The organism is Tsuneonella sp. HG222 (genome assembly GCF_053819185.1).
The window spans coordinates 831,195-856,831 of record NZ_JBSOQZ010000002.1 but is presented as its reverse complement, the minus strand read 5'-3'; the positions used below and the strand labels follow the sequence as shown (position 1 = coordinate 856,831).

The 25,637-nt window shown below is 66.6% G+C and carries 38 protein-coding genes; 15 read left to right on the top strand and 23 right to left on the bottom strand.

Going from position 1 to position 25,637, the window contains the following annotated elements:
- Positions 1-126 precede the first annotated feature (126 nt).
- Positions 127-1,533 carry an SLC13 family permease gene (locus tag ACWPMZ_RS15960; protein WP_455705049.1) on the top strand — a complete coding sequence of 469 codons (1,407 nt, stop codon included), beginning with the start codon at positions 127-129 and terminating at the stop codon, positions 1,531-1,533.
- Between the two features lie 23 nt (positions 1,534-1,556).
- On the opposite strand, the gene ACWPMZ_RS15955 is transcribed toward ACWPMZ_RS15960, so the two are convergent.
- Positions 1,557-1,865, bottom strand: coding sequence for a PilZ domain-containing protein (locus ACWPMZ_RS15955; RefSeq protein WP_455705048.1), 309 nt, complete (start codon positions 1,863-1,865; stop codon positions 1,557-1,559).
- A gap of 334 nt (positions 1,866-2,199) precedes the next feature.
- Here ACWPMZ_RS15955 and ACWPMZ_RS15950 point away from each other — a divergent pair, with 334 nt between their 5' ends.
- On the top strand, positions 2,200-3,519 hold the full coding sequence (locus tag ACWPMZ_RS15950) for a cystathionine gamma-synthase family protein (RefSeq protein ID WP_455705047.1): 1,320 nt from the start codon (positions 2,200-2,202) through the stop codon (positions 3,517-3,519).
- Positions 3,520-3,532: 13 nt separating this feature from the next.
- On the opposite strand, the gene ACWPMZ_RS15945 is transcribed toward ACWPMZ_RS15950, so the two are convergent.
- Positions 3,533-3,847 (bottom strand): PilZ domain-containing protein, encoded by a 315-nt coding sequence (locus tag ACWPMZ_RS15945; RefSeq protein ID WP_455705046.1) that lies wholly within the window; start codon positions 3,845-3,847, stop codon positions 3,533-3,535.
- A 79-nt stretch (positions 3,848-3,926) separates the two neighbouring features.
- On the opposite strand from ACWPMZ_RS15945, the gene ACWPMZ_RS15940 reads away from it, so the two are divergent.
- The gene (locus ACWPMZ_RS15940; protein WP_455705045.1) at positions 3,927-4,868 is read left to right on the top strand and encodes an energy transducer TonB; all 942 of its coding nucleotides are present in this window, start codon (positions 3,927-3,929) and stop codon (positions 4,866-4,868) included.
- Here the strand turns inward: ACWPMZ_RS15940 and ACWPMZ_RS15935 are convergent.
- Positions 4,865-5,398 (bottom strand): J domain-containing protein, encoded by a 534-nt coding sequence (locus ACWPMZ_RS15935; RefSeq protein WP_455705044.1) that lies wholly within the window; start codon positions 5,396-5,398, stop codon positions 4,865-4,867. The two genes, ACWPMZ_RS15940 and ACWPMZ_RS15935, sit on opposite strands and share 4 nt — an antisense overlap.
- Positions 5,399-5,538: 140 nt before the next feature.
- Between ACWPMZ_RS15935 and ACWPMZ_RS15930 the strand changes: the two genes are divergently transcribed.
- Complete coding sequence (locus tag ACWPMZ_RS15930) at positions 5,539-5,691, top strand: hypothetical protein (protein WP_455705043.1); 153 nt, start codon at positions 5,539-5,541, stop codon at positions 5,689-5,691.
- Between the two features lie 14 nt (positions 5,692-5,705).
- On the opposite strand, the gene pal is transcribed toward ACWPMZ_RS15930, so the two are convergent.
- The 15 genes from pal to hisB all read right to left on the bottom strand — a co-directional run bounded on the left by pal (position 5,706) and on the right by hisB (position 15,930).
- On the bottom strand, positions 5,706-6,218 hold the full coding sequence (gene pal / locus ACWPMZ_RS15925) for a peptidoglycan-associated lipoprotein Pal (protein ID WP_455705042.1): 513 nt from the start codon (positions 6,216-6,218) through the stop codon (positions 5,706-5,708).
- Positions 6,219-6,285: 67 nt separating this feature from the next.
- Positions 6,286-7,677 carry a Tol-Pal system beta propeller repeat protein TolB gene (gene tolB, locus ACWPMZ_RS15920; protein ID WP_455705041.1) on the bottom strand — a complete coding sequence of 464 codons (1,392 nt, stop codon included), beginning with the start codon at positions 7,675-7,677 and terminating at the stop codon, positions 6,286-6,288.
- Positions 7,677-8,540, bottom strand: coding sequence for a hypothetical protein (locus ACWPMZ_RS15915; RefSeq protein ID WP_455705040.1), 864 nt, complete (start codon positions 8,538-8,540; stop codon positions 7,677-7,679). Before ACWPMZ_RS15915 ends, tolB begins: the two co-directional genes overlap by 1 nt.
- A 10-nt stretch (positions 8,541-8,550) precedes the next feature.
- Positions 8,551-8,997, bottom strand: a complete 447-nt coding sequence (locus ACWPMZ_RS15910) for an ExbD/TolR family protein (RefSeq protein WP_455705039.1) — start codon at positions 8,995-8,997, stop codon at positions 8,551-8,553.
- Between the two features lie 3 nt (positions 8,998-9,000).
- Positions 9,001-9,708, bottom strand: coding sequence for a protein TolQ (tolQ, locus tag ACWPMZ_RS15905; RefSeq protein ID WP_455705038.1), 708 nt, complete (start codon positions 9,706-9,708; stop codon positions 9,001-9,003).
- Positions 9,705-10,160 (bottom strand): YbgC/FadM family acyl-CoA thioesterase, encoded by a 456-nt coding sequence (locus ACWPMZ_RS15900; RefSeq protein WP_455705037.1) that lies wholly within the window; start codon positions 10,158-10,160, stop codon positions 9,705-9,707. The genes tolQ and ACWPMZ_RS15900 overlap by 4 nt, the downstream gene beginning before the upstream one ends.
- Positions 10,161-10,234: 74 nt before the next feature.
- A complete protein-coding gene (locus ACWPMZ_RS15895) occupies positions 10,235-10,612 on the bottom strand; it encodes a histidine triad nucleotide-binding protein (protein WP_455705036.1) in 378 nt (125 codons plus the stop codon).
- On the bottom strand, positions 10,612-10,926 hold the full coding sequence (locus ACWPMZ_RS15890; protein WP_455705035.1) for a phosphoribosyl-ATP diphosphatase: 315 nt from the start codon (positions 10,924-10,926) through the stop codon (positions 10,612-10,614). Before ACWPMZ_RS15890 ends, ACWPMZ_RS15895 begins: the two co-directional genes overlap by 1 nt.
- A gap of 43 nt (positions 10,927-10,969) precedes the next feature.
- A complete protein-coding gene (locus ACWPMZ_RS15885; protein ID WP_455705034.1) occupies positions 10,970-11,140 on the bottom strand; it encodes a hypothetical protein in 171 nt (56 codons plus the stop codon).
- A 67-nt stretch (positions 11,141-11,207) separates the two neighbouring features.
- On the bottom strand, positions 11,208-11,966 hold the full coding sequence (hisF, locus tag ACWPMZ_RS15880) for an imidazole glycerol phosphate synthase subunit HisF (protein ID WP_455705033.1): 759 nt from the start codon (positions 11,964-11,966) through the stop codon (positions 11,208-11,210).
- Positions 11,963-12,691, bottom strand: coding sequence for a 1-(5-phosphoribosyl)-5-[(5-phosphoribosylamino)methylideneamino]imidazole-4-carboxamide isomerase (hisA, locus tag ACWPMZ_RS15875; RefSeq protein ID WP_455705032.1), 729 nt, complete (start codon positions 12,689-12,691; stop codon positions 11,963-11,965). Before hisA ends, hisF begins: the two co-directional genes overlap by 4 nt.
- A 46-nt stretch (positions 12,692-12,737) precedes the next feature.
- Positions 12,738-13,874, bottom strand: a complete 1,137-nt coding sequence (locus tag ACWPMZ_RS15870) for a glycoside hydrolase family 130 protein (RefSeq protein WP_455705031.1) — start codon at positions 13,872-13,874, stop codon at positions 12,738-12,740.
- On the bottom strand, positions 13,871-14,638 hold the full coding sequence (locus ACWPMZ_RS15865; protein WP_455705030.1) for an SDR family oxidoreductase: 768 nt from the start codon (positions 14,636-14,638) through the stop codon (positions 13,871-13,873). The genes ACWPMZ_RS15870 and ACWPMZ_RS15865 overlap by 4 nt, the downstream gene beginning before the upstream one ends.
- 76 nt (positions 14,639-14,714) lie before the next feature.
- On the bottom strand, positions 14,715-15,344 hold the full coding sequence (gene hisH, locus ACWPMZ_RS15860; RefSeq protein ID WP_455705029.1) for an imidazole glycerol phosphate synthase subunit HisH: 630 nt from the start codon (positions 15,342-15,344) through the stop codon (positions 14,715-14,717).
- The gene (gene hisB, locus ACWPMZ_RS15855) at positions 15,337-15,930 is read right to left on the bottom strand and encodes an imidazoleglycerol-phosphate dehydratase HisB (protein ID WP_455705028.1); all 594 of its coding nucleotides are present in this window, start codon (positions 15,928-15,930) and stop codon (positions 15,337-15,339) included. Before hisB ends, hisH begins: the two co-directional genes overlap by 8 nt.
- An 82-nt stretch (positions 15,931-16,012) precedes the next feature.
- On the opposite strand from hisB, the gene ACWPMZ_RS15850 reads away from it, so the two are divergent.
- From ACWPMZ_RS15850 to ACWPMZ_RS15815, 8 genes are all read left to right on the top strand, one after another.
- Complete coding sequence (locus tag ACWPMZ_RS15850) at positions 16,013-16,528, top strand: SspB family protein (protein WP_455705027.1); 516 nt, start codon at positions 16,013-16,015, stop codon at positions 16,526-16,528.
- Between the two features lie 35 nt (positions 16,529-16,563).
- A complete protein-coding gene (locus tag ACWPMZ_RS15845; protein WP_455705026.1) occupies positions 16,564-17,001 on the top strand; it encodes a hypothetical protein in 438 nt (145 codons plus the stop codon).
- Between the two features lie 53 nt (positions 17,002-17,054).
- Positions 17,055-17,693 (top strand): guanylate kinase, encoded by a 639-nt coding sequence (gene gmk / locus ACWPMZ_RS15840; RefSeq protein ID WP_455705025.1) that lies wholly within the window; start codon positions 17,055-17,057, stop codon positions 17,691-17,693.
- A 62-nt stretch (positions 17,694-17,755) separates the two neighbouring features.
- On the top strand, positions 17,756-18,595 hold the full coding sequence (gene dapD, locus ACWPMZ_RS15835) for a 2,3,4,5-tetrahydropyridine-2,6-dicarboxylate N-succinyltransferase (RefSeq protein ID WP_455705024.1): 840 nt from the start codon (positions 17,756-17,758) through the stop codon (positions 18,593-18,595).
- Positions 18,596-18,679: 84 nt separating this feature from the next.
- A complete protein-coding gene (locus ACWPMZ_RS15830) occupies positions 18,680-19,018 on the top strand; it encodes a hypothetical protein (protein ID WP_455705023.1) in 339 nt (112 codons plus the stop codon).
- Positions 19,015-19,233, top strand: a complete 219-nt coding sequence (locus ACWPMZ_RS15825; RefSeq protein ID WP_455705022.1) for a DUF2945 domain-containing protein — start codon at positions 19,015-19,017, stop codon at positions 19,231-19,233. The genes ACWPMZ_RS15830 and ACWPMZ_RS15825 overlap by 4 nt, the downstream gene beginning before the upstream one ends.
- Before the next feature lie 2 nt (positions 19,234-19,235).
- Positions 19,236-19,421 (top strand): DUF3008 family protein, encoded by a 186-nt coding sequence (locus ACWPMZ_RS15820; RefSeq protein ID WP_455705021.1) that lies wholly within the window; start codon positions 19,236-19,238, stop codon positions 19,419-19,421.
- A gap of 1 nt (position 19,422) precedes the next feature.
- Complete coding sequence (locus ACWPMZ_RS15815) at positions 19,423-19,833, top strand: DUF1810 domain-containing protein (protein ID WP_455705020.1); 411 nt, start codon at positions 19,423-19,425, stop codon at positions 19,831-19,833.
- Here ACWPMZ_RS15815 and ACWPMZ_RS15810 read toward each other — a convergent pair.
- The gene (locus ACWPMZ_RS15810) at positions 19,830-21,083 is read right to left on the bottom strand and encodes a dipeptidase (RefSeq protein ID WP_455705019.1); all 1,254 of its coding nucleotides are present in this window, start codon (positions 21,081-21,083) and stop codon (positions 19,830-19,832) included. The two genes, ACWPMZ_RS15815 and ACWPMZ_RS15810, sit on opposite strands and share 4 nt — an antisense overlap.
- Before the next feature lie 99 nt (positions 21,084-21,182).
- Here ACWPMZ_RS15810 and ACWPMZ_RS15805 point away from each other — a divergent pair, with 99 nt between their 5' ends.
- The 3 genes from ACWPMZ_RS15805 (at position 21,183) to ACWPMZ_RS15795 (ending at position 22,422) form a co-directional block, all read left to right on the top strand.
- Positions 21,183-21,473, top strand: coding sequence for a DUF427 domain-containing protein (locus tag ACWPMZ_RS15805; protein ID WP_455705018.1), 291 nt, complete (start codon positions 21,183-21,185; stop codon positions 21,471-21,473).
- Positions 21,474-21,544: 71 nt separating this feature from the next.
- A complete protein-coding gene (locus ACWPMZ_RS15800; RefSeq protein WP_455705017.1) occupies positions 21,545-21,988 on the top strand; it encodes a pyridoxamine 5'-phosphate oxidase family protein in 444 nt (147 codons plus the stop codon).
- A complete protein-coding gene (locus ACWPMZ_RS15795; protein WP_455705016.1) occupies positions 21,985-22,422 on the top strand; it encodes a DoxX family protein in 438 nt (145 codons plus the stop codon). The genes ACWPMZ_RS15800 and ACWPMZ_RS15795 overlap by 4 nt, the downstream gene beginning before the upstream one ends.
- Here ACWPMZ_RS15795 and ACWPMZ_RS15790 read toward each other — a convergent pair.
- From ACWPMZ_RS15790 to ACWPMZ_RS15775, 4 genes are all read right to left on the bottom strand, one after another.
- Positions 22,395-23,657, bottom strand: coding sequence for a gallate dioxygenase (locus tag ACWPMZ_RS15790; RefSeq protein ID WP_455705015.1), 1,263 nt, complete (start codon positions 23,655-23,657; stop codon positions 22,395-22,397). The genes ACWPMZ_RS15795 and ACWPMZ_RS15790 overlap by 28 nt on opposite strands.
- A 230-nt stretch (positions 23,658-23,887) precedes the next feature.
- The gene (locus ACWPMZ_RS15785; protein WP_455705014.1) at positions 23,888-24,136 is read right to left on the bottom strand and encodes an SWIB/MDM2 domain-containing protein; all 249 of its coding nucleotides are present in this window, start codon (positions 24,134-24,136) and stop codon (positions 23,888-23,890) included.
- Between the two features lie 38 nt (positions 24,137-24,174).
- Positions 24,175-24,786, bottom strand: a complete 612-nt coding sequence (locus ACWPMZ_RS15780; RefSeq protein WP_455705013.1) for a YbhB/YbcL family Raf kinase inhibitor-like protein — start codon at positions 24,784-24,786, stop codon at positions 24,175-24,177.
- A 148-nt stretch (positions 24,787-24,934) separates the two neighbouring features.
- On the bottom strand, positions 24,935-25,612 hold the full coding sequence (locus tag ACWPMZ_RS15775) for a hypothetical protein (protein WP_455705012.1): 678 nt from the start codon (positions 25,610-25,612) through the stop codon (positions 24,935-24,937).
- Between the last annotated feature and the right edge of the window lie 25 nt (positions 25,613-25,637).

Here is a 25,637-nt window from a genome sequence, read left to right as displayed (position 1 = left end):
GCCGGTCGACGCCAAGGCGGCAACGGTCGCGTCATAAGGCGGTACCTCCTGCTCCGGACGCTCGCCCACAGCGAGCGCCTTGCCCTCGCGCGCCCACAAGCTAGGACTGCGTGCAGGGGGTAGAGCATGACGGCACGGCGGATCGGATTGTGGGCCGGGAACGCGGCGATGGCGATCACGCTGGTGCTGCCGCCGCCCGCCGGAATGCCCCAGCCGGCATGGATCGCTGCAGGACTGGTCATGTGGATGGCCGCCTGGTGGATGACCGAGGCAATCCCGCTTTATGCGACCGCGCTCCTGCCCTTCATCGTCCTGCCGCTGGCGGGCGTGGCCACCGCGAACGCGACTGCAAGCGCCTATTACTCGCCGATCATCTTCGTGTTCGTGGGCGGCGCTTTCCTGGCGCTGGCCATCGAACGGACGGGCCTGCACCGACGCCTGGCCCTGTGGATCATGGGACTGGCTGGAGCGACGAGCTGGCAACTTCTGCTGGCCGTGATGTCCGCCTGCGCGATCCTGTCGATGGTCATTTCCAACACCTCGACCGCGCTGATCATGATGCCGATGGCCATAGCAATGCTGGCGGCCGGCGGCGTCAAGCCGGGCGAGAGCGGGGGCTTGGCCGGCGCGCTGCCGATGGGCGTGGCCTTCGGCGCTTCCATCGGTGGCTTGGGCACCATGATCGGCACCCCGACCAACGTCATCGGCGCGGGCCTGATCGCGGAAACCCTGGGGATCAGGATCAGCTTCCTGACCTGGAGCCTTTATGCCTTGCCGCTGGTCATCGTCACCATCCCGATGGCCGCGTTCATCATCGCCAGGGTCCAACGGCTGTCCGACGAGCGGTTCGACCTGGCGGCGGCCAAGGCGGCGATCGGTTCAGGCGGACCCTGGACGGTCCCCGAAAAGCGTCTCTCGATCGTCGTAATGCTGGCCATGGCGGCGTGGATGACGCAGCCCATCACCGAGCCGCTGTTACCAGAGGGCGGGCTGACCGACGGGACGATCGCGGCGATCGCCGGGCTGGTCATGTTCCTTCTGCCCGACGGCACCGGCCGCCCCATGCTGCTCTGGCCCGAAGCCAATCGCGCCCCGTGGGACGTGGTTTTGATGTTCGGCGGCGGTTTGGCGATGGCGATGGGCATGACCGAAAGCGGGCTGGCCGAGTGGCTGGGCGAGGCGCTGCTGCCGCTTGCCAGCGTGCCTCCATTCCTGATGGTGGTGCTGGTGGTCGCCTTCGTGATCCTCATCACCGAATTTGCCAGCAACATCGCGACGGCCAGCGGAATCATGCCGATCGTGGCCTCGCTCGCCCCGTCGATGAATGCCGATCCGCTGCTACTCGCCCTGCCCTGCGCGATTGCCAGCACTTGGGGCTTCATGCTCCCCGCGGGCACCGGCCCCAATGCGCTTGCCTGGGCCACCGGACACCTGACCCTGAAGCGCATGATCACTGCCGGCCTATGGCTCGATCTGTTCGGCGCGGTGGTGATTGTCGGCGTAATCTGGACGATGCACGCCGTACTCGGCTGAATGCGTGTGCGCGGGGGGCCGTGTCAGGCGGCGCTCGAGCGCTGGAGCGCGAACTGTTCGACCAGCTCGTCCAGCTCGTCGTCTTCCAGCGCGAGCGAGAACCGCAGTCCGGCGACATTGGCCTTCGACCAGGCAACCGTTCCGGCGATTTCCTTGTGGCCGCGAAAGCGAACGATCACCGTCTGTCCCAGATGCAGCTTTTCGCGCGTGGCGATGCGGCATCCGCTGTCCGACAGATCGACCATGATGGCACTGGTCGCCGTCGCAGGGACCCTGCATTCGACAAAGAGGTCCACCGGATGGCGGCGGGAATTGCGTCGGTCCGAAATCATTGCAGAACCCTCATCGGCGCGGGACCCAAACCCGCTCACCGGCATCCGTAGAGATACCTGCCGAAAGTTAACGAAGCATACTGAATTGACTGGATTTGTTGCGGAAATGAAGTCGCACCGTCCATAATTTTCGTTTCGGTGAACCTGTTCGTTCGGCCGGCATGCGCACAGGAACGGCCCGAACCGTTTCAGTTGAAGTCAAAGCCCCCAGGCGCTAACCGCGCGCCATCCCGGCGGAGATGCGATCCTGCGGAGGTTAGGATCGCCAGCGCCCCGGCGATGAACCGGCTCCTGCCTTCCTGGGAGCACGCAAGACATAGGAAGGACGCCAGCCATGGCCGACCCGATCGAACCCGTTACCCCCCGCCGCCACGCCCGGCCGGAAGTGAAATCCATTGGCGGACGCGAACTGAAGCCCAGCACGCTGATGATGGGCCACGGCTTCGACCCGGCACTGTCCGAAGGCGCCCTCAAGCCGCCGGTCTTTCACACCAGCACGTTCGTGTTTCCCAAGGCCGAAGCCGGCAAGCGCCACTTCGAGGGCATCACCGGCAAGCGCCCGGGCGGCGCCGACGGGCTAGTCTATTCGCGCTTCAACGGGCCCAACCAGGAAATCCTCGAGGATCGCCTGTCGCTGTGGGACGGATCGGAGGACACGCTGGTCTTTTCCAGCGGCATGTCGGCGATCGCCATCCTCCTGCTGACCGCGGCCGAAAAGGGCGACGTAATCGTCCATTCCGGCCCGCTCTATGCCGCGACCGAGGGCTTCATCGCCCGGCAGTTGTCGAAATACGGCATCACCTACGTCGACTTCCCCGCCGGTGCGAGCCGCGAAGAGCTCGATGCGGTACTCGGCAAGGCCCGCGACATGGCGACCGAACAGGGCGGCCAGGTGGCGCTGATCTATCTCGAAAGCCCGGGTAACCCGACCAACGCCCTGGTCGATATCGAGGCGGTCGCCGCCTCGCGCGACGCGACGTTTGGCGCGGATGGCTTCCAGCCGCCGATCGCCATCGACAATACCTTCCTCGGCCCGCTGTGGCAGCGTCCGCTCGATCATGGGGCGGACATGGTGGTCTATTCGCTGACCAAGTATGTCGGCGGCCATTCCGATCTGGTGGCCGGCGCCGTCTCGGGCGCGAAGAAGTGGCTCGATCCGATCCGCTCGCTCCGCAACACGATGGGCGGGATCTGCGATCCCAACACCGCCTGGATGCTTCTGCGCAGCCTGGAAACGCTCGAAATCCGCATGCAGAGGGCGACCGAGAACGCGATCAAGGTGTGCGATTTCCTGGTCAGGCATCCCAAGGTGGAGGGGGTCGGCTTCCTCGGCCTGCTGGAAGAGGGCACGCGCCAGAAGGACATCTACGACCGGCATTGCTCGGGCCCGGGCAGCACCTTCAGCCTGTTCATCAAGGGAGGCGAGGCGGAGAGCTTCCGCTTCCTCGACGCGCTCAAGGTGGCCAAGCTGGCAGTGAGCCTCGGCGGGACCGAGACGCTCGCCAGCCATCCCGCGGCGATGACCCACCTTTCGGTGCCCGATGCGCGAAAGGCGGCGATGGGGATCACTGACAACCTGGTGCGGATATCGATCGGGATCGAGGATGCCGACGACCTGATCGCCGACTTCGAACAGGCGCTGGCGGAAGTCTAGGGCCTGGGGCCGGTCAGGCCACGCGGTACCGGTCCTCTTCGCGCACCGACAGCGCCATGACCCGGTCGTAAAGCTCGTTCGGCAACGGATAGACGAAACGGACCCCGGCGACGCTTTCCTCGGCCCAGACGACACGGGCCGACAGGGGGCGTTCGCCGGGAAAGGTGACGACGATCGTGCTGCCGATTTCGAGCCGGTCGATGGTGACGACCCGGCCGCCGGAATACGACAGGTCGAGGATCACCGCGGGCACCGCCGTTGCCGGGACCCGGCATTCGACGATAATCTCGACCTTCAGCCGGTTACCCGCGCGACGTTCGGTGCTCATCGTTCGCTCCACAGAGGGCATGCCGCTGACCCCCGCGGCGGCATCGGGCGATAGGGCCCTTTGGTTAAAAATAACTGGAATGCCGCGCAAAAATCGGATTGACGGCAGAATCGGTGCGCTGCAGCGTTGCCCCATGTTCGCACGTTTCCTGACACTCGGCGTCGCCCTTGCCCTTTCATTGCCGGCCTGGGCGGCAGACGAGCCCGGTCCGTCCGATCTGGTCCTGCGACCCTCGTCCAACTGGATCATGAATTACAAGGACAACAGCTGCGGCCTGCAGCGGGTGTTCGGCGCCGAAGGACAGACGGTCATGCTCGACCTCGATCGGTTCGCGCCGGGCGACAGCCTGCAGATCAGCGTCCAGTCGGGCGATCTCGCCAGGGCAAGGGGAAAGCCCCGGATTGTCTATCTGCCGCGTGGGGAAACGGGAGAGACCAGATTTTTCTATCTCGCCGACTATCCCGAAGGGCGTAAAGGCAAGATCATCGCTAGCAATCCTTACAGGCTGGACGGGGACCCACAGCCCGTCCCCGGCGTGGTCCCACCCGAAAGGTCACGAGAGGAAATCGATAGCCGCAACGCCGAAATCAACGCCCTTCGGCTGGGTAAGGTATTCGAACGCGACATTGAACTCAGCCTTGGCTCGATGGGGGCGCCGATGAAGGCACTCGATGAATGCGTCGACGATCTTGTGAGGGACCTGGGCGTGGACACATTGCCGCGGGACCTAAGCCGGCAGGTCGCCCCCAACGATCAGGCGAGTTGGGCGCAGCGGATCATCAACGATTATCCGCGTGACATGATTCAGCAGAGCCAGAGCGCGTTCCTGCAGGTGCGTCTTATCGTCGACGAAAATGGCCGGGTGGCGAACTGCTACGTCCGCACGCAGGACGATAGCTTTTCAAAGTCGGCCTGCTTCAACCTCGTCAAATACGCTCAGTTTTTTCCGGCGCTCGACAAACAGGGCAAGGCGGTCAAGTCGATCTGGACCACACGGATCACCTACCAACTCACGAACTAACCCTTCCACTCCCGCCGTTCCTCGGCCTGCCGGAGGATCTCCCAAGCGAGCGAGCAGGCATGGAATTCCTTGGCCGCTTCGGCGTCGCCGGGATTGACGTCGGGGTGAACTTCCTTGGCCTTGGCACGCCAGGCCTTCTTGATCGTGTCGAAATCGGCGTCGGGCGTCAGGCCCAGGACTTCGAGCGCGCGGACTTCATCGGCGCTGCGGCTGCCGTCGCCGCTGCTCGCCCAGCCGTAGTGCGAGCTTTCGGCATAGCCGGACGTGTCGCGCTTCTCGGCGCGGGCGCGCTCCTCGGCCTCCGCCTTGTCGAGGCCTTCGAAGTAATCCCACTTCTGATTGTATTCGGCGGCGTGCTTCTGGCAGAAATACCAGCGGTCGCGGCTGTTAGGCGCCTTCGGCGCCGGGCAGTTGCCGGGTTCTTCGCAGCCGTGGCGATCGCACAGGCGGACCGTCGTCGCCTCGCGCGACGAGCCGTAGCCACGCCAGCGGGGAAAGCCCCAGTCCATCGAGCGGCGCGCCTTGGTCACGGATGATCCTTTACCACGGTTGTCCCTGTGGCTTGCCGCCGCGCCCTTGCCAAGCGCGCATTTGACGACAAATTAAGACAAATGCTGCATTGCACAATCGCGGGTCGATCCCATATCGCCTGCGTCAAGGAGCCGATACCGTGAGCAAGCAGCTGACCCTTTCCGCCGCGTTTTCGATTTTTGCGACGGTTCTGTTCGTGCTCTCGGCCACGCCCAACACGCTTCTCAGCGATGCGAGCGGGGGAACGCCGGGCGGGCTTGCCGCGCCGACGCTCCACACGCTCAGCCGCTAGAGCGGCCTCCACTCTTAATTCAGGACGATCGTGACCGCGCGGCGGTTCTGCGCCCAGGCGTTCTCGTCCGAACCCATCGCCAGCGGGCGTTCCTTGCCGTAGCTGATGGTCGACAGGCGGTTGGCCGGCACACCCAGGCTGACGAGGTAGTTCTTCGCCGAATTGGCCCGCCGCTCGCCCAGCGCGAGGTTGTAGTCCCGCGTGCCGCGCTCGTCGCAATGGCCTTCGATGGTGGCGTTGATCTGCGGATACTGCAGCAGGTATTGCGCCTGCTGGCGCAGCGCCGTGGCATCCTGGCCGTCGATGTCGAAGCGGTCGGTATCGAAGAAGATGGTGTCGCGGCCCTGCATCATCTGGCTGAAGTGCGCCTGCGTGCCCGGAAGAGCACCCGCCGTTGTATCGGGCCCGGTCGGGGTCGGCGTCACGGTCTCGGTCGGAGCCGGGGGAAGCTGTTCCGGCGCCTTCTTAGAGCATGCTCCCAGGGCAAGGACGCTGGCAGCCGCCAGGACGGTGATCACACGGTTCATTCTTAATCTCCTTCGTAATCGCGATCGCTTGCGGCCCTGGTCGTAACCCCCACGATCTCTAACGCCCCTAGGGCAGAACCGGTCCCCACGCCGGATCGGACGCCCCGACCGGCGTCCGCAGACGCCGTTCGTTGCGGCCGGTGAGATCCACCTGCCAGATCGTGCTTTCGCCCGATCCTTGCGCAGTGCGGAAAAACTGGATGATGCGGCCGTTCGGGCTCCATGTCGGGGCCTCGTCCTGCCACGAATCGGTCAGGTGACGCACGCCGCTGCCCGTCGGCGTCATGACGGCGACGCGGAAGTTGCCGGCGATGTGGGTGAAGGCGATCTGGTCGCCGCGCGGGCTCCATTCCGGTGTCGCGCAGCGGCCGCCGAAGAAGCTGACGCGCCGCTGGTTGCCGCCGTTCGCGTCCATCACATAGCACTGCTGCGTGCCCGAACGGTCGCTTTCGAACACGATCCGGCTGCCGTCGGGCGAGTAGGATCCGCCCACGTCGATACCGGGGCTGTCGGTCAGCTTACGCGGCGATCCGCCGGTCGCCGGGACCGAGTAGATGTCGGTATTGCCGGCCACCGCCATCGAATAGATGATCGTTCGCCCGTCGGGACTCCAGCGCGGGGCGAAGGTCGGATTGTTGCTTTCCGAGACGAGCCGCTGCTGGCCGCTGCCGATGTCGTAGACATAGATCCGCATCCGGTTGCCGACGTAGCTGAGGTAGACGATCTTCGAGTAATCGGGCGAGTAGCGCGGGGTCAGCGCGGTGGACTGGCCGTTGGTAATGAAACGGTGGTTGGCGCCGTCCGAATCCATGATCGCCAGCCGCTTCACGCGATTGTTCTTCGGGCCGGTCTCCGCGATGTAAGCGATCTTGCTGTCGAAGAACGGGCTTTCGCCCGACAGGCGCGAATAGACCAGATCGGCGCATTTATGCGCCGCACGGCGCCAGTCGGCCGCCTGCACCACCCAGCCCGAGCGCGCCAGTTCCTCGCCCAGCGCCACGTCGTAGAGATAGCAGCCCACCGTCAGCCGCCCGTCTCCCCCGGCTCGGACGAACCCCTGCACCAGCATCTCGGCCGAGCGGCCGCGCCAGGTGCCGAACGCCGGGCCGGTGATTTCAGGGAAGCTCGGACGCGGCAGCGTGTCGGGTCCGGTGGGGCGAAACAGGCCGTTGAAGCGCAGATCGTTGTACACGATGCGGGCCAGCTCCAGCCCCAGCGCCGCCGTCCCGCCGCTGTTGGCAGGGGTCGGCTGATCGCGGTCGGTGGCGAAGCTGGGGATCGCCAGCGACAGATCCTGCCAGGCGTTCTCGTCGCTGACCGAGCCGGTCAGCCCCTCGTCCTCATCCGTCTGCGCGGTGGGCACCTGCGTGGCGGGCGCCGGCACGGTCATGGCCTGCTGGGCGAGGGCGGGCGACGCGAAGAGAAGCGTCAGCGAAGTGAGGATCATGGTGGTTTTCATTACAGCTTCCTGTCGAAGCGCCATGAGGAGACGCGCTTCCATTTGTCGTAGAACTGTTCGGGCAGGTCGAACGGCGCGGCAAGGCGCACCGCGCGGATCGCTTGCTCGGCGTGACGGGTAGCCTGCGCCTCGTTGGACGGGGTGATCCCCTCCTGTCGCACCAGCCGGGGCGTGCCCGCGAGGCTCCCGTCCTGGTTGAGGTTGAACGCCAGGATCGTGACCAGCTTTTCCGCGTCCGCGCCTTGCGGGGCGGCCCAGTGCGGCTTGAGCTGGCGGTTGATCGCCTGGGCAAGCGCGGCCTGTTCGGCGGCGCCGAAGGTGGCTGCCGGGGTGCCTCGGTTGGCGGTCTGGCTTTCGCCCGCGCCTTCGAGGAAATCGTCGCCCAGGCGCGACCCGCCGCTCGTCGGCCGTGGCCGCGGCTGCGCGCTGGCGGCAGGGCGCGGGGCGGACGAGGCCGACGCGCGCGGCTTGGGCGGCGCGGCGCTCGGCTTGGGCTGGGGTTTGGGCTGCGCCTTCGGCGGCGCGACGCTCGGCCTGGGCTGCGGCTTTGGCGGCGTGGGCCGTTCGATCGCCCGCTCGACCGGCTTGGGCGGGACGGGTTCTGCCGCAGGCGGAGGCGCAGGCGCGGGATCGGGAGCCAGGACCGGCGCCACGGCGGCAGGCGCCTCGGTCGCCGGATCGGGCGCGGTCGATTCCAGGCTGACCTCTTCGGCCAGGCTCACGATCATGCGTTCCTGCGGCTCGATCACCGCGGCGGGCTTGTTCGCATGCCACAGCAGGCCGGCGAACAGGGCAACGTGCGCGACCAGCGCCACGCCCAGCCCCAGCCGTTCCTCCCTGCGAAGATGCGCGATTGCCGCCATCGGTCCGGGGCTATGGAGCCTGCGATGAACCGTTGGTGACCAGCGAAATGCTGTTGCACCCGGCACGGTTCAGTTCGCCCATGACCGCCATCACCCGCCCATAGTCGAGGCCCCGGTCGGCCCGCAGCGTGATCAGCGGCGCCTCGGCCGCGCCGCAATCGAGCTGCGCGACCGCCTGCGGCAGCTGGCCGACTTCGACCAGCGTATCGTCGATGAAGACGAAGCCGTTCTCGTCGAGCGACAGGGTGATCTGCCGGGGGTCCTGGTCGAGCGGGTTGGCGCGGCTGTCGGGCAGGTCGATCGGCACGCCGCTGGTCAGCAGCGGGGCGGTGACCATGAAGATGATCAGCAGCACGAGCATGACGTCGACCAGCGGCGTCACGTTGATCTCCGCAATGGCGGCCCGCCTGCGCCCGCCCCGGCGGCGGCTGGAACCCGAAGCAATGCCCATCGCCATCGCCTAGATGCCTTCCAGCTCGCGGCTGACCTGCGCATTCACCTTGTCGGCAAAGCGCTGCAGCCGCGCCTCGTAGGCGTTCACGCGGTGGCTGAAGCGGTTGTAGGCGATAACCGCGGGGATCGCCGCGAACAGCCCGATGGCGGTGGCGAACAGCGCTTCCGAGATGCCGGGCGCGACCACCGCGAGCGATGAATTGGCCTGCTGGCCGATCTGGAAGAAGCTGTTCATGATGCCCCACACCGTGCCGAACAGGCCCACGAACGGCGCGACCGAGCCGGTCGTCGCCAGGAAGTTGAGCCGCTCGGCCAGCGAATCCGCCTCGGCCGCGACTTGGCCTTCCATCGCCAGCGCGACGCGGGCGCGCGTGCCCTCGCGGTCGAGCACACGGCCGCTCGATCCGGTCGAGCGCTGCAGTTCCTTGAGGCCAGCCGCGGCCACGCGGACAGAAGGCGGCTCATCGCGGCGGCGCTCCTCGATCAGGCCTTCCGGCTCGCGCGCCTTGAGGAACTCGCGCTCGAAGGCGGCCGACTTGCGGTTCACCCCGCCCATCCGCACGCTAAAGCTGACGATGATCGCCCAGACCCACACGCTCGCGAGCAGCAGGCCGAGGATAACCGCCTGCACGACGATGTCGGCATCGAGAAACAGCTGCCCCGGGTCGAGCCGGGTCGGCGCGGTCGAGACAGCGAGAAGGTCGAGGGCGGTCATGCAGGATCCTTGGACAAGAACGGTTCGAAGGCGGCGATCCACTCGCGCGGCTGGCGCCGTGGGCGGCCGTCGGGGCCGATAAACACTACGTGAAGGTTGGCGGACGCGATCGGTTCCCCATCGCGCAGGGCGGTCTGGGCCACCAGCACGCTGCCGGCGCGGATTTCGGACACGCGGCTTTCGACTACGATCGAATCGTCGAGCTTGGCCGAGCGGTGATAGCGGATGTCGAGCGCGGCAACGGCGTATCCCCCCTGTCCCGCCTCCTGCGAGCCCTTCAGGTCGACCCCGACGGCGCGCAGCATTTCCCAGCGCGCGCGTTCGAACCACTTGAGGTAATTGGGATAGTAGACGATCCCCATCACATCGGTGTCTTCGAAGTAGACGCGCAGCGGGAACAGGAAACGTTTCCCGTCGATCGTGCCCGATGCTGGAGGGGGGCATTCGGTCATTGACCCGGGGCTTTAGACTCCGGGCGACTCGGCTGGCAACCTGACAATGGTTAGTTGTTGCCCGCGCTCGACGATCAGCGCGAAATCATCCTCCCGAGCGGCGCGCCGCCGAACAGGTGGACGTGCAGATGCGGCACTTCCTGTCCGCCGTGGCCGCCGACGTTGGCAAGCAGGCGATAGCCCGGCTCGACCAGCCCGTTGTCGCGCGCGACCTTGCCCACGGCGCGCACGAAGCCGGCGATCTCCTCTGCCGGGGCCCGGGCGGCGAAGTCGTCCCAACTCACCCATTCGCCCTTGGGGATGACGAGGATGTGAACCGGCGCCTGCGGGGCGATGTCGTGGAAGGCAAGGCTCCACTCGTCCTCGTGGACCTTGTTGCACGGGATTTCGCCGCGCAGGATCTTCGCGAAGATATTGCCGCTGTCGTAGGGCTGGGTCGCGTCGATCGGCATCAGGCGCTCCTCGCCGCCTTTTCGGCAATGCCGGAGGTGCCCTCGCGGCGCCCGAGCTCGGCCAGCACGCGGTCGAAGGCGATGCCCTTGGCTGCCAGCAGGACCATGAGGTGGAACAGCACGTCGGCGCTTTCGCCGACCAGTTCCTGCTCGTCCCCCGCCAGCGCGGCGACGACCGCCTCGGTCGCCTCCTCGCCCAGCTTGCGGGCTATCGTCGGGATGCCGCGCGACGCCAGCTTGGCGACATAGCTGTCATCGGGCGACGCGGTCAGGCGCTGCTTTAAGGTTTGTTCTAGGCGCGAAAGCGTATCCATGCCCGCGGAATGGGCAAACGGCCCGGTAACGTCAATGCTGGCGTCAATCCTGGTCGGGAGACTTCATCGACAGCCGGCGGCCGACGATCACGCCCACCAGGCCGAGCGCGAACAATGTGGCGTGCGAGCCTTCGGGTACCTGCGCCCCCCCACCGGCCATCGCAACCGAGGGGATCAGCGCCAGCGCGACGGTTATGGAGAGACGCAGATACATGCCGGTTCACTCGGCTCTTCTGCAATCCGATCAAGCGCTTCATCCACACTGTGTCGTACAGGGACGCTCAGCCCCGGGCGGGTAAACCCGCTGCGCGCAGCGCTTCGTGCGCCTCGGCGATGGTGTGCGTCCCGAAATGGAAGATCGAAGCGGCCAGGACGGCGCTGGCATGGCCTTTCGTGACCCCTTCCACCAGGTGCTGCAGATTGCCCACCCCGCCGCTGGCGATGACGGGGATCGAGACCGAATCCGCGATAGCTCTAGTTAACTCGAGGTCGTAGCCTGCCTGCGTTCCGTCGCCGTCCATCGAGGTGACGAGCAATTCGCCGGCGCCGAGTTCCGCCAGTCTTACAGCATGTTGCAAGGCATCGATGCCAGTCTCTCTCCGCCCGCCGTGGGTGAAGATCTCCCAGTGGTCGCCGACCCGCCGGGCATCTACGCTGGCGACGATGCACTGGCTGCCCATCTTCTCGGCGATGTCCGTCACAACCTCGGGCCGGGTTACGGCGGCCGAATTGACCGCCACCTTGTCCGCCCCGGCCAGCAGCAAGGCGCGGGCATCCTCCACCGTGCGCACCCCGCCCCCGACGGTCAGCGGCATGAAGCAAACTTCGGCCGTGCGCCGCACCACGTCGAGCAGCGTCCCGCGCCCTTCGTGGCTGGCGGAGATGTCGAGGAAGCACAGTTCGTCGGCCCCGGCTGCGTCATAAGCCTGCGCCTGTTCGACCGGATCGCCCGCGTCGCGCAGGTCCACGAAGTTGACGCCCTTGACCACGCGCCCGTCGCGCACGTCGAGACAGGGGATGACGCGGACGCGGACGGTCATGCCCGGCTCGCCACGGCGATTGCCGCCGCAAGGTCAAGCCGCCCTTCATAGAGCGCGCGCCCGGTTATCACGCCCTCGATCCCATCGCGCGCGTTGATCGCGAGGACGTGGATGTCGTCGAGGCCCTTGACCCCGCCGCTGGCGATCACGGGAATGTCGACCCGCCGTGCGAGATCGAGCGTCGCGTCGATATTGACGCCCTTGAGCAGGCCGTCGCGGCCGATGTCGGTGAACAGCAGGCTGGCGACGCCGGCATCCTCGAACCGGCGGGCGAGATCGACCACCGGCACGTCGGACACGTCGGCCCAGCCCTCGGTCGCGACCATGCCGTCCTTCGCGTCGACCGCCACGACGATGCCGCCGGGAAACTCGCGCGCCATGTCCTTGACGAAATTCGGCGACTTGAGAGCGGCTGAACCCATCACAATCCGCGCCACTCCGACGTCGAACCAGCCTTCTACCGTAGCGCGGTCGCGGATACCGCCGCCCAGTTGGACGTAGCCGGGAAACGCCGCGACGATCGCTTCGACCGCCGCGCGGTTCTCTGCCCGGCCGGCGAAGCTGCCGTCCAGATCGACCACGTGCAGGTGTTCGGCACCGGCCTCGGCAAAGATCAGCGCCTGTGCCGCGGGATCGTCACCGTAGACGGTGGCGCGCGCCATATCGCCTTCGGCCAGGCGCACGACCTGGCCGGCCTTCAGATCGATGGCGGGAAAGACGATCATGGCCGCCCGCTATCACCACGCATCCGATGCGTCATCCGCCGAATTGCTAGGAAGCGACGAAGGCATCCTTGGGAATGTGGGTGATGCGGCAGGCGAGGTCCGTCTCGCCGCTCGCGGCGACGAAATGATCGCCCGCATCGGCTATCCCGGTCGTGAAGACGACATCGTGGACGTACATCTTGTCGGCCAGCGGCGCGGTCAGGCCCGCGTCCGCCTCGAGCAGCGGCGGATGGCTGGTGGCGAGCACCTTCCATGGCTCCTCAGGGTCTAGCAGCGACCAGTAGGTGCGATAGATGCCGACGATCTCGTGCGGCTCTACCCCGTGCCACAGCGACAGCCAGCCCTTGCGCCCGGCAATTTCGGTCAGGACCGGGGGCGTTCCCCCGCCGATCCGCGCGGTGGAGGCGGTGCCCGCGTGCGGCCGGATGCCCGGGTGGATGCTCGGTTGCCAGTGCAGGGCATCCGGGCTGGATGCGAGGTTGATCGACGGCCCGGCATGATAGGGGCTGCCCGGCGGATAGGCGAACCACAGGGCGCCGAGCGGGCGCGTCTGTGCCCAGAACTTGCCGCCGATCACCCCTTCGAAGATCAGCATGTCCTTATTCTGATGGTCCAGCACGATGCCTTCGAAGGTCCAGTCGAGCGCGTCGCGCGAACTGTACAGCGTGGTCGAGTGCCGCTCCGGGCTGACCGAACAGGTCGTCATCAGCCAGCGATCGCCGACCTTGCTGATGCGCGCGTCCTCCACGCCGTAGCATTGCCACGAGCCGGTGGGTGCGACGACGCGGTCGTAGTGGACGGCGCGCACCTCCAGCCCGTCGGGCGACAGCTCCACGGGCAGGAGCCAGGACAGCGAGGTAAGCGCCATCACCTTCCAGCCGTGGCCGTGGAGCAGGAACTTGCGCGGGTCGGCAGTGTCGGCCAGCTCGAGCGGCCAGGCATCGAGCACATAGCCCTCGCCATCGTCCCAGCGGATCGCATGGACCTTGCCGTCGCGGATCGGCTCCTTCAGCGCCTCGGCCACGCGGACCATGAGCAGCAGGTTGCCGCTGGGCAGCCGGGTCATGCCCGGATTGAACGCCCCCAACACATAGGTCTGCCCGCCCAGCGCGGCGGCGAGCGGCGACCGGGCGAGGTCGACGTCGTCGGGCCCGAAGATCAGGCGGTCGACGGGAAAGGTCATTCGTCAGTGCTGCGCTGGACGACGACCATTTCCTGCACCACCGCGCGGCGCGGCTGGGTGAGCATGAAATGGACCGCGACGGCGATGTCCTCGGCGCGCAGCATCTCGTCCTTGTTGATCTTCTCGCGCTGCTTGTCGGCCGGGATGTCGGGATACTGGAAGTCCGCCCCGGTCATGGCGGGGACCACGAGGCCGACCTTGATGCCCTGCTTCGCCACCTCGCGCCGCAGAGCTTCGGCAAACCCGTGAATACCGGCCTTCATCCCGGCATAGACGGTGCTGCCCGGCCCCAGCTTGTGCACCGAATAGGAGCCGGTCATCACGATATCGCCGCGATCCTTCAGGTGGGCGACGGCCTTGTGCGCGCTCATGACGTAGGCGGTGAAATCGGTGGCGATGGCATAGCGGACCTCGTCCTCGTCCATTTCGGCAAGTCCGTCGGCCGGCACAGCGGCGTTGATGACGACGATATCGTAATCGCCCAGGTATTCCTCGGCGGCGCTGAAGAAGCGATCGACCCCGCCTTTTTCGGCCAGGTCCAGCGCGATGCCGCCGCCCTTGCCGACTTCGTTGAACCGCTCGAGCGCGTCGGCCAGGTGCTGCTCGTTGCGCCCGCAGGTGAACACCTCGACGCCCTCGCTCGCCAGCAGGGTGCCGATCGCGCGGCCGATGCCGGTCGTGCCGCCGGTGATCACCGCCTTGCGCCCTTTCAGGGACGGTTGCTCGGTATGGGCGTCGGACAAGTTGCGGGAATCTGCTGCCATGCGTGGTCTCCTGTTGTGAGGGAGACGCGCGGGCGGGCGGTGATGTTCCGGCAGCCTGCCGCTGCCAGGGCTCGGCTCAGGGGCGCCAGTCCAGGAAACGCGCCAGCAGCGCCAAGCCGTAGGCCTGGCTCTTTTCCGGATGGAACTGCACGCCCAGCATCGTGTCGCGCGCCACCGCCGCGACGAGGCCGCCGCCGTGGTCGGTCATCGCCGCGATGTCGCGGCCGTTGCGCACAGAGAAATGGTACGAATGGAGGAAATAGGCCTCCCCCTCCTCGATAAGGCCCGCGCCGTCGCGATGCGGCATGTGCGATACGTCGTTCCAGCCCATGTGCGGAACCTTGATCGCCGGGTCGGTCCGCTCGATTGGCGAAACCTCGCCCTCGATCCAGCCGAGCCCTTCGGTCACTCCGTGCTCCAGCCCACGCTCGGCCATCAACTGCATGCCCACGCAGATGCCGAGAAACGGCACGCCGCCGCCGAGCACCCGCTCTTCCAGCGCCTCGACCAGGCCGGGGATCGCGGTCAGCCCCTGCGCGCAGGCCTTGAAGCTGCCGACGCCCGGCAAGACGATGCGGCGCGCGCCGCGCACTATGTCGGGATCGGCCGTCACGCTCACCCGCTCGGCCCCCGCGGCCCGGAGGGCGTTGTGGACCGAGTGGAGGTTTCCGGCGCCGTAGTCGATCAGCGCCAGGGCTTCAGCCACCGAGCTGGCCTTTCGTGGAGGGCACCGCCCCGCCCTTGCGCGGGTCGAGCTCCACCGCCTGGCGCATGGCCCGGGCAAACCCCTTGTAGACGGCTTCGCAGACGTGGTGGTTGTTCTGCCCGTAGAGCAGCTGGACATGCAGGGTGATGCCGGCCGCCTGCGCCACCGAATGGAACCAGTGCTCGATCAGCTCGGTATCCCATTCGCCCAGCTTCTCCTGGGTGAAGCGCACTTTCCAGACGAGGAACGGCCGCCCCGAGATGTCGAGCGACACCCGCGCCAGCGTTTCGTCCATCGGCGAATAGGCGCTGCCGTAGCGGCCGATGCCGCCCTTGTCGCCCAGCGCCTGGCCCAGCGCCTGACCCAGCGCGATGGCGCTGTCTTCGGTCGTATGGTGCTGGTCGACATGGAGGTCGCCGTCGACCTTCATCGTCACGTCGATTAGGGAGTGGCGGCTGAACTGTTCGACCATGTGGTCGAGGAAGCCGATTCCGGTCGAAACGTCGTAAGATCCGGTCCCGTCGAGGTTCACCTCGACGAGGATTTTCGTCTCCGTCGTGTCCCTGCTTATCCGTCCGGTGCGCATGTGCCGCGCTATAAGCGCAAACGCCGCCGAGGCAACGCTTTCGCTTGACCGGCGCGAACCTCCCCGCCACCTAGGCGGCGATATGGCAGACGACACGCCCGACAGCCTGATACCCTACGACGAGATCGTGCAGGAGGCGCTGCGCGCCGTGGTCGGCCGCGTGCTGGGCGAGGTGCAGGCTAACGGCAGCGAACTGCCGGGCAACCACCATTTCTACATCACCTTCAAGACCGGCGCGGCCGGGGTTTCGATCCCCAAGAGCCTGAAGGATCGCTTCCCCGACGAGATGACGATCGTCCTGCAGAACAAGTTCTGGGACCTCAACGTCACCGACGAGGGCTTCACCGTGGGCCTCTCGTTCAACCAGGTGCCGGCCAAGCTGGTCATTCCCTTCGCCGCTATCACCGCCTTCGTCGACCCGGCGGTCGATTTCGGGCTGCAGTTCCAGGCGGTCTCGTCCGACACGGCGCCGCCCGCGCACGAGGATGCCGAGAACGACAGCACGGCCAGCGGCGAGGAACGCGGTGCTCGGCCCGACGTTATCCCGGCAGAAGACGGATCGAACGTCGTCACGGTCGATTTCGGCCGCAAGAAATAGCCAGCGCCCCGGCGCGGCGACGCAGGGGGCGATACATGCCGAAGAGAGACAAGGAAAAGGGCGGCGCCAAGGCCACCAAGGCCGGCGGCAACCTCGTCCGCAAGGCGATCGGCGGCACCAAGGCTCGCATCCACAAGGTGCCCGGCCCCAGCACCAACCCGGCCACCAACCTGCTCATCGCCGACATCGGCATTCGCGCCGCCAGCCGCCTGTTCCGCCGGTCGATGGAAAAGGGCCTGCTTCAGCTCAAATTTCCTGCAGAGAAGGCGCATGAGATCGTCGAGGGCCGCTCGTTCGGCCAGACGCTCGTCACCTCGGCCATCGCCCGGGTTGCGACCAAGTCGGTCCCCGGCGCCCTGCTGGTGACGGGCGGGCTCGTTGCCAAGGCGATCTTCGACCGAAGCATCGGCCGGCGTGAATCCAGCCGGCGCGGCACGCGGACGCTCCACGAGCAGGCCAAGAACTCCGACTGAAAAAGCGCGCATCGCGTCTTGCGCCCCCGCCCGGTTCTGCGGCAGGAGCGCGCATGGCCGATCCCACACCCTCGCTCAAACGCCGCGGGCTGATGTTCGTACTCTCGTCGCCCAGCGGGGCGGGCAAGACCACGATCTCGCGCATGCTGCTGGCGGACGATCCCGAAATCTGCCTGTCCGTTTCGGCGACGACGCGCCCGATGCGTCCGGGCGAAACGGACGGCGTGCACTATCACTTCGTATCCGATGCGGACTTCGACCGGATGGTCGAGGAAGACGATTTCTACGAGTGGGCGCATGTCTTCGGATACCGCTACGGCACCCCCAAGGGGCGCATCCGCCAGGGCCTGAAGGACGGGCAGGACTTCCTGTTCGACATCGACTGGCAGGGTACGCAGCAGCTCTACCAGAAGGACCGCCAGGACGTGGTCAGCGTGTTCATCCTGCCGCCGACCATCGAGGAACTGCACCGCCGCCTGTCCACCCGCGCGACCGACAGCGCCGAGGTGATCGAGAGCCGGATGGCGCGCGCGCGGGCCGAAATCAGCCACTGGGCCGAGTACGAGTACGTCGTGGTCAACGACGATGTCGACAAGTGCTTCGCCGAAGTGCGCGAGATCCTTCATGCCGAACGGCGTGAGCGGACGCGCCAGACCGGACTGATAGACTTCGTTCGCGACCTGATGGCCTAGCTCGCCTTGCTCCCCATGGCGGCGGCCGCTACCGCGCCCGAAACGACCATGGGGACCCTGTCATGAGCACCGAACTCGAAAGCGCCATCGAAGCCGCCTGGGAAGCCCGCGACGGCGTGACTCCGGCCAGCAGCGACGTGCGCACGGTGGTCGAAGCCGCGCTGGGCCTGCTCGACAGCGGCAAGGCCCGCGTCGCCGAGCCGGACGGCAATGGCGGCTGGCAGGTCAACCAGTGGCTCAAGAAGGCCGTGCTGCTCAGCTTCCGGCTGAACGACAACGAACTGGTCGAAGGCGGCAGCGCCGGCGCCCCGGCGTTCGACAAGGTGCCGAGCAAGTTCGCCGGGTGGGATGCGGACCGTTTCCGCGAAGGTGGTTTCCGCGTCGTCCCCGGCGCCATCGCCCGCCGCGGCAGCTTCATCGCCAAGGGCGTGGTGCTGATGCCCAGCTTCGTCAACATCGGCGCCTACGTGGGCGAGAACTCGATGGTCGACACCTGGGCCACGGTCGGCTCCTGCGCGCAGATCGGCCGCAACGTCCACCTGTCGGGCGGTGTCGGCATCGGCGGGGTGCTCGAACCGTTGCAGGCCGGGCCCGTTGTGATCGAGGACGACTGCTTCATCGGCGCCCGCTCCGAAGTGGTCGAAGGCGTGCGCATCGGCAAGGGTTCGGTCCTCTCGATGGGCGTGTTCATCTCTTCCACCAGCAAGATCGTCGACCGCGCGACGGGCGAGACCTTCACCGGCGAGGTTCCTCCGTACTCGGTCGTGGTGCCCGGCGCCCTGCCCGGCAAGCCGCTGCCCGACGGGTCGCCCGGCCCGAGCCTGTCGTGCGCGGTGATCGTCAAGCGCGTCGATGAACGCACCCGCGCCAAGACGGCGATCAACGAACTGCTGCGCGACTAGGGCGGCCAAAGGAACACAATCCCCCGGCAACCGTAGAATCCGCCGAACCCAAAACGGGTCGCACCGGATTTGACGGGAGCCGTTATGCATACCGAAGGCCAAGAAATTCACGAAACGACCGACGAGGCGCGCGCCGGGTCGACCAGCGGCGTTGTGCGCTGGGTGCTGGCGATCAGCCTGCTCGCGGCGATCGTCCTGCTCTCGGCGATCTGGATGACCGGCGCGGCTTCGACCGACGAGGAGGATCGCGTCGCCAACCAGACCGACCGCGTGATGAACGCCACCGATGGCGGCGATTCTACCGACAGCATCGTCAGCGACGAACCTGGCCTGGTGGCCGGACCGGACGCGCCCAACGATCCCGCGGCACCTGCCGATGCCGCCGAGCCGACCGCGCCCATGCCTGCCGAGACGCCGGAATGAGCAACGCTTTTCGCAAGGGCCAGACCGTCACATGGTCGTGGGGGTCCGGCACGGCGAAAGGCAAGGTCTCCGAACGGTTCGAACGCAAGGTGCAGCGCACGATCAAGGGCAGCAAGATCGTGCGCAACGGCAGCAAGGACGATCCTGCCTACCTGATCGAGCAGGACGACGGCGACAGGGTTCTGAAACTTGGATCGGAGCTGAAAGGAGACTGATCATGCCCGCCACGTCGAAAGCGCAGCAGAAGGCCGCAGGGGCCGCGTTGTCGGCCAAACGAGGCGACACCAAGGTCAAGGACCTGCAGGGCGCCTCGAAGGACATGTACGATTCGATGAGCGCGAAGCAGCTCGAGGAATTTGCCGAGACCAAGCGCAAGGGGTTGCCCGACAAGAAGGGCGACTGACGTGCCGGGCCTCGGCCGGTTCGTCGAAGCCCAGCAGGCCGTCTACGACAACGCGCTGGCCGAACTGCGGGCCGGGTCGAAGCGCGGCCACTGGATATGGTTCGTCTTTCCCCAGATCGCCGGGCTCGGCCGCACCTCGACCGCGCAATTGTATGCCATCGCGGACATGGCCGAAGCCGAGGCCTATCTGCGCCACCCCCTCCTTGCACCGCGACTGATGGAATGTGCTGCCGCCCTCCTTCCCTGGGCCGGGCGCAAGAGCGCCGAGGCGATCCTGGGGCCTGTCGATGCCCTGAAGCTGCGCAGTTCGATGACTCTGTTCGAGGCCGCCGGTGGCGATCCGGTATTCGCGCAGGTCATCGACGCGTTTTACCGCGGCGAGCGCGACCAGCGAACGCTCGACCTGCTCTAGCGGACGTCGCGCTCGGTCGGCGGATCGTTGGCATGGGCCGCGGCGTAGGCTTCGACCGCCTTCATCACCCGCATCATGTTGCCGTTCGAAATGCGGGCCAGGTCGGCCCGGGTGTAGCCCCGCCGCGCCAGCTCGGCGAACAGCAGCGGATAGCCCGATACGTCCTCCATCCCCACGGGGAAGGCCATCCAGCCGTCGTAGTCGCCGCCGATGCCGATGTGCTCGATCCCGGCGACCTTGCGGATGTGATCGACGTGGTCGGCCAGTTCCGCAACCGTGACCTTCGGCATCGGGTTGGCTGCGGCCCAGGCCTTCTGCTCGGCCGCGACCTTGTCGGGGTCGCCCTGCCATAGCCACTTGAGGCGCGCCGTTTCGGCATCGCGGTTCGCGATCCACTGGCGGTACGGCTCGCTGACGAAGTCGGCCACGCCCGTGACCATCACGATGCCGCCGTTGGCCTTGAGCGAGGCGAGCACGTCGTCGGGCACGTTGCGGCTTTCGTTGACCACCGCCCAGGCGTTCGAATGGCTGAAGATGACCGGCGCCCGGCCGACCTCGATGGCATCGCGCATGGTGTCGTGGCTGACGTGCGCCAGGTCGACCACCATGCCCAGCCGGTTCATCTCGCGCACCACGTCGCGGCCCAGGTCGGTCAGGCCCCCGTGCCGCGGCACATCGTCCGCGCTGTCGGCCCAGGGGGTGTTCTTGTAATGCGTCAGCGTCATGTAACGCACGCCCAGCGCGTGCATCTGGCGCAGGATTCCCAGACTCGAGCCGATCGAGTGCCCGCCCTCGAGCCCCATCAGCGATGCGACCTTGCCCGCCTTCATCGCCTGCTCGACCTCGCCCGAGGTCCGGGCGAAGGCCAGGCGCTGCGGATAGCGCGCGAACAGCCGGCGGGCGACGTCCACCTGCTCGAGCGTCTGGCGCACCGCTTCGGGCTCGGGCAGGTCGGCGCTGACATAGATCGACCAGAACTGCGCCCCCAGCCCGCCCTTGGCCATGCGCGCGAAATCGGTTTGCATCGCGCTGGTGCTCGCGCCGCGCGGATCGGGCTCGTGGCTCGTGTCCTCGAAATCGAACCCGTCGAGCACGTTGCCGCGCCGGCTGCGAAGCTGGCCCGGCACGTCGTTGTGCCCGTCCCACACCGGCGCCGCTTTCAGGGCGGCCTCGGCGACCTGTTCGGCGCTCTGCGCGCAGGCCGGAACGGCGATGCCCGAGAGCAGGACGGCAAGGATCAGGCGCTTCATTCGCACTTCTTTCAACGCATTTGCACCGCGATAGCCGGAACCGAAGACGTTTTCGCGCGATATTTGCCGGCGTGGGAGGCGCTTGAAGGAGCCTCGTTGATGGCGATCGAAGCGGTTTGGAACGACCAGGTAATTGCCCATAGCGACGACACCGTCGTCGTCGAAGGCAATCATTATTTCCCCAAGGACGACGTCGACCCCTCGGTCCTCGTCAAGAGCAACACGACCAGCGTATGCCCCTGGAAAGGCACGGCAAACTACTACACGATCGACATCGACGGCGAGCGCAATGTCGATGCCGCGTGGTACTATGCCGATCCCAAGCCCGAAGCCGAGCAGGTGCGCGGCCGCATCGCCTTCTGGAACGGGGTGGAGATCGTCGAGGAGTGACGCGCCCGGGTAACCCGGAACGATTGTCCCTCGATCCCGCTCTGACTCCATACATTCAAGGATCGACACCGATGACCAAGACCCTCGCCGACATTTCCGAAGACATGAAGGACATCGACTTCTGCATGCTCGTCAGCCGGGCGCAGGACGGCTCGATCGCCGGCCGGCCGATGAGCAACAACAGCGAAGTCGCCTACGAAGGGACGAGCTGGTTCTTCACCGAAGACGAGACGCGCATGGTGGACGACATCGCCCGCGATCCCTCCGTCGGCCTCAGCTATGCGGGCAAGGCTGGCCTGAAAGGCATTGTCGGCGCGCCGGGCATGTTCATCCACGTGGAAGGCGAGGCCAAGCTGGTGCGAGACAAGGCGAAGTTCGCCGAGCACTGGGACAAGAGCCTCGACCGCTGGTTCAAGCAGGGCGTCGATACCCCCGGCCTCGTCCTGCTGGAAGTCGTCGCCAAGCGCGTCCACTACTGGGACGGCGAGGACGAGGGCGAAGTCAAACTGCCTTGACGCAAAGCCGCCCTCGGACGGCGCTGCGCTGGGTGCTGGCGCTGTTCTACGGCGTAGCCGGCTATTTTCACCTCACCGACCCGGCCCCATTCCTGCGCATCACCCCCGGCTGGGTCCCTGAACCCGATGCGGTGATCGCGCTGACCGGCGTCGCCGAACTGCTGGGTGCGCTCGCGCTCGCCCAGCCGTGGTCGGCCAGCCTGCGCCGTGCAGGCGGTATCGGCCTGGCGCTCTACGCGCTGTGCGTCTGGCCCGCCAACATGAACCACATGCTGATGGACATGGCCCAGACCGACGGCGGCTGGGGCATGGCCTATCACATCCCCCGGATGCTGGCGCAGCCGCTCATTATCTGGCTTGCGCTGTGGACCGGCGGAGCGACCGACTGGCCGCTGCGCCGCCGCGATCAGTCTTCCTTGCCCGCCACGCCGTAGTTGATGGCCGCATTCCGGGTCTTCTGGAACTCGGGGACCGTCATGCCGCGAAAAGCCGCATAGATGTCGATATTGCCCACGCCGACCACGGCACCCAGCTTTTCGAGCATGAAGAAGATGACGCCGTAGTGGATCATGCCGATCCAGTCGCGCTCGCGGACCAGCCTGCGCTCCTCGTCGGTCAGCCCCGCCTCGACCATCGTCGCTTCCTCGTCGGCCTTGAAGCGCTTGCGCACGGCCGGATCGGTCAATGAATGCAGGAAGTGGTTGAGGCGGAAGCCCTTGACGCTGCGCTCGATCGTGAACGGATAAGTGCCCTTGAGCTTCTCGGCCCCGTCGTACTGGTGCGTGGCGCGGGCGCGGGTCTGGGCCGGATCCTCGACCGGCGCGTCCTGGCTCACTTCCTCGAAGATCATCGTTGCGATCGGGGTCATCGAGGGCAGGAAATAGGTCTTGTGGGTCACTTCGACCTTTTCCGACAGCGCGCCGCGCATCATCAGCCACATGACCACTTCGGCGCCTTCCCAGCCGCCCTTCTCGGCCAGTTCCGCCACGGTCATGTCGAGCAGGCTTTCGGGATCCTTCTCCAGCCGTTCCATGAACTCGTGGTCCCATTCCGGGTTGTTGAACCCGCAGCCTTCGCCGTGGACCTGGTGGCTGAGGCCGCCGGTCCCGGCGATCGCGACCTTGATGTCCTTGGGATAGCTCAGGATCGCCTGGCGCAGGCTCTTGCCGAACTTCCAGAACCGCCGCGCACTGGGCAGCGGCACGGTCAACACGCCGCAGACGACCGGCAGCAGCTTGCAGGCCCAACCGTGCTCGTCGTCATGGTCGACCATGACCGACAGCGGGCTGAAGGCACCGTGGTCTAGGTTCTTGCCCTGGAAATAGCTCAGGTCGAATTCGTTGGCGACCATGACCCGGGCGACGTGGGCGGCGAATTCGGGATCACCCTTGATCGCCGGAATGTCGCGCGGACCACCACCTTCGTCGGCCGGGCCGAAGCTTTCGCCCACGCCCAGCGCGAAGTGACTGTAATGATCGAAGAAGGCGGTCATGTGGTCGTTGTAGATGTAGACCAGCACGTCGGGCGCCTTCTCGCGAAACCACTCCTGGACCGGCTCGTAGCCTTCGAAGATCGGCTGCCAGACCGGATCGTTCTGCTTCCCGCCATCCTTGGCGAAGGCGATGGTGGGGGTATGCGACGTGGCGACGCCGCCGACGATCTGGGCCATGATGAAATCTCTCCGCAGCGGCCGCCACCCCGCCAGCGGGGTTCGGCCTGTCACCGTCCTTGCCATGCCGCCGCGCCGGGCGACAAGTCAAAAACCTCCGCAAGGGCGAAATCTTCGCATATCCGAATTCATTGAGCAAAACGCAAAACGGGCGGGCCGGCCTCTCCGCCGCCCCGCCCGTCCGTAACACATTGCGACCTCGCAGGGCGTGCGCCCCGCGAATGCGCGTCTCAGCTCATGTGCTTGGAGACGGCGCCGGTCATCTTGAACATGGAGATCTGGTCCTTGCCGATCACCGCGCTGAGCGTGGCGTCGGGATTGATCATCCGCTTGTCCTTGCTGTCCTGCAGGTCGTTCTTCTTGATGTGGTCCCACACCTTGCTGGTGACCTGGGCGCGGGTCATCGGACCCTTGCCGACGACGGCTTCGAGTTCCGGCGTCAGGTTCACCGGCTTCTGCAGAGCATTGTTCTTGGCCATGGGCCTGTCCTTTCAGTTAGAGATTCGGTGGCAGTGTCCTAATCGATTTCATCCGTATCGTCCCACTCCTCGTCCGATTCTTCCCCATTTTCGTTTCGTTCGTAAGTTCCGGTCAGAACGGCGGCCGCCACGACGTGGCCTTCCATCGCTGCGAGCAGCTCGCCGCGCCCCGCGCCGGGCATCAAGGCGATGCCGTCATCGAGCGCGAAAAGCTGGAAGACATAGTCGTGCGGACCGTGTCCGGTGGGGGGATCGGGGAGCAGCCATTCGGAGTTCTGGAAGCTGTTCTTGCCCACCCGGGGCGGGGCTTCGCCTTCGAGCAGCTTGCCCTGCTGCGCGCGCAGGCCCCAGACCAGCCAGTGGCAGAACGGCTCGGGCGTCGGCGCGTCGGGATCCTCGACGATCAGCACCAGCTCCATCGCCTCGGGCGGAGGCGCGGTCCATTCCAGCGGCGGCGCGACCGCATCCTCCTCGTCGGCGGTAAAGCTGGGATCCAGCGCCTCGCCGTCTTCGAAAGCGGGCGAACCGAGCGTGAAGCCGCCGCGGCCGAGCAGGCCCTCGCCCCCCAGCTTCGCGATCGCCAGCTTGCCGTGCCCGGCACGCACGTTCTTGAGAGCCTTGCCCAACCAGGCGGGTACGTGTTCTAGCATGATTTCTCCGGATTTACGGATGGGCCTAGGCGTAACGGGCGATTGGCGCAACACCCGCCCCTGCGAGTTGTCGGCGGTAAGCGGCGCTCCGCCGCGCCGGGCACGCAGGCGCTCGCCCGATGCCGCGCCGAGGCCAGGCAGACGCCGATCAGGGTGCCGTTCCTTCGGCCGTCACGACGCGCAGTTCGCCCAGCAGCGTCTCGAGATGTGCGCGGCCCAGCCGGCTCCAGACGTTGTACAGGCAATTCTGCCCACCGATCCTGACGTAGGCGAGCGAATTGAGGCCCCGGCCGGTTGCGTTCGTCGCCGGATAGGGCTCGGCCCCTTCCACGCCGTATGCGGCAAACGCCGGCTTGGGGACGTTTTCCAGTTCGCGGAAGTACGGCCACTGCTCGGTGAGTGCGGCCCTTTCGGCTTCCGTCGGCCCCGCGTCCGTTCCGCGGACACCGGTTCCTGCGACCCCGAAGGCGCTTCGCAGGTTGGGCAGGTCGAAGGCGACTGCCCAGCCGCCGGAGAATTCGGCCGAGCGGGGAGCGCCGCGCGCACTGCCGGTGCCTTCGAAGGCCAGCGGGGCGCAGCTCTCGCGGTTGGCCGCCTTGGCCCATTCTGCCAGAATGACCGCCTCGGCCACCAATGGCGTTTGTCGATCGACGGCGCTGGGCCGAACCCTTGCATCGACGACCACCGCGGATTCGGTCGGCTCGGCCAGCCCGCCGACGGCCGCCTTGGTTTGAGGGGTTACCGGCGGGGGATCGGGCGGTCCCGGCTGGTCGCATGCCGCGAGGAACGTGGTAGCGGCGAGCAGGCCGAGCATCCTGGGGATCATGCCCGATCGACGCCTCACGCCAGTG